At 75.3% G+C, this 2,192-nt stretch carries 1 protein-coding gene; it reads right to left on the bottom strand.

From position 1 onward, the window contains the following. Positions 1–161: 161 nt before the first annotated feature. Positions 162–1,946 carry an N-acetylglutaminylglutamine amidotransferase gene (locus ACWENR_RS30570; RefSeq protein WP_452280409.1) on the bottom strand — a complete coding sequence of 595 codons (1,785 nt, stop codon included), beginning with the start codon at positions 1,944–1,946 and terminating at the stop codon, positions 162–164. Positions 1,947–2,192 lie beyond the last annotated feature (246 nt).

The raw sequence follows: 2,192 nt of genomic DNA, 5'->3' as shown, positions 1-2,192 counted from the left end.
GGGGTCTAACACCTGGGGTCCCCCCCGGGCCCGCAAACCCCCTGGGTGTCCCCCCCCACGCCGGCGGGCTTCCGTCGTCGCCCGGCCGGGCTGCGGCGCGGCGGTGCCGGGAGCCCCACCCCGGCAGGAACCGGTGCAACTGCGCGCGGTCGACCGTGCGGTCAGCGGACGTCGTGGGACTGGAGCCAGAGTTCGAGCAGGCCGAGCTGCCACAGCTTGTTGCTGCCGGCGGCGGCCTGCGCGCGGTCCGGCTCGGCGAGCAGTTCGGCGACGTACTCCGGGCGGAACAGGGCGCGCTCCCGCGCGGCGGGGGCGGCGAGCGCCTCGGTGACGAGTTGCCGGACCGGACCGTCGACGTTGCGCAGCGCCGGCACCGGGAAGTAGCCCTTCGGCCGGTCGACCACCTCGGCCGGCAGTACCTCGCGGGCGATCTCCTTGAGCACGCCCTTGCCGCCGTCGGCGACCTTGTGCCCGGGTGGGCAGGCCGCCGCGAGGGCGACCAGATCCTGGTCCAGGAACGGGGTGCGCACCTCCAGCCCCCACGCCATGCTCATGCTGTCCACCCGCTTCACCGGGTCGTCGGGCAGCATCAGGTGGGTGTCCAGGCGCAGCACCGCGTCCAGCGCGGTGTCCGCCCCCGGCGCGGCCAGGTGCGCGGCGAGCAGCTCGCGGCTGGCGTCGCGGTCGCAGGCGTACGCCGGGCCGACCACCCGGCACAGCTCGGCGTGGTCGCGGTCGAAGAACGCCTCGGCGAAGGCGTCCGTCGCGCCGTCGCGGGGCACCCGCGCCAGCGGCTGGTGGTAGCCGTAGCCGGCGAAGACCTCGTCGGCGCCCTGGCCGGACTGCGCCACCTTGACGTGCCGGGCCACCTGCTCGGACAGCAGGTGGAAGGCGACCACGTCGTGGCTGCCCATCGGCTCGGTCATCGCGTGCACGGTCCGGCGTACGGCCGGGACCAGGTCGTCGTCGGCGAGCCGGATGCGGTGGTGGTCGGTGTCGAACGCGCGCGCCACCTGGTCGGAGTAGTGGAACTCGTCGCCGATCTCGTCGCCGCGGCCGTCGAAGCCGATGCTGAACGTCTGGAGGTGATGCTGCCCGGCCTCGGCGAGCAGCGCCACGATCATGCTGGAGTCGAGGCCGCCGGAGAGCAGCACGCCGACGGGTACGTCGGCGACGAGCCGCCGCCGTACCGCCGTGCGCAGCGCGTCCCCGACCGCGGCCCGCCAGTCCCGCGCGTCCATGCCGTCGTGGGCGGGGTCGCGGACGTAGTCCGGCTGCCAGTAGACGTGCTCGCGGCTGCGCCCGTCCGCCTCGACGACGCGCACGGTGGCCGGTGGGAGCTTGCGCACGCCGCGCAGGACGGTGCGGGGCGCCGGCACGATCGAATGCCAGGACAGGTAGTGGTGCAGGGCCACCGGGTCGATCGCGGTGTCCACGTCGCCGGCGCGCAGCAGCGCCGGCAGGGTGGAGGCGAACCGGAGCCTGCCGGGCGACTCCGCGAGGTAGAGCGGCTTGATCCCGAGCCGGTCCCGGGCCAGCACCAGCCGTCGCCGCTGCCGGTCCACCAGCACGACGGCGAACATGCCGACCAGGTGGTCGACGAAGCGCTCGCCCCACTGCGCGTACGCCACCAGGATCACCTCGGTGTCGCTGGTGGAGTGGAACGTGTGCCCGGCCGCCCGCAGCTCCTCGCGGAGCCGGGGATAGTTGTAGACGCAGCCGTTGAAGACCAGCGCCAGCCCGAGGTCGTCGCGCACCATCGGCTGCGCGCCCGCGTCGGACAGGTCGATGATGGTGAGCCGCCGGTGCCCGAGGGTGACCCAGCCGTCGTCCCACAGGCCCTCGCCGTCCGGGCCGCGGGACCGCATCGCCTCGACCATCCTGGTCACCGCGCCGGCGTCCGGCGTCGACCCGTCGAACCTCGCCTCGCCGCTGATGCCGCACATCGTCAACGACCACCGGATCCCCGGGGCACCGGACCCACCGTCACCACTCCCGTCGGCGTCGCAGGCGGCGGACACCCCGCTGGCGGGGGCCCGGTCCCGTCGGTAGGACGGGCGGCTCGGCTACCCGGCCCCGACGGGATCAAACTTCGGCGCCGACGGTGCCGGCCGGCCCGAGCGGATCAGGCCACGGCGGCGCGCGGCGGGGGAGGGCGGCGCGACGGCCCGCACGGCCGCGGGCGGCGCGCG

Source organism: Micromonospora sp. NPDC004336, from assembly GCF_053602615.1.
The sequence above is the reverse complement of the archived record's forward strand: the minus strand, read 5'-3'. Positions and strand labels throughout refer to the sequence as shown.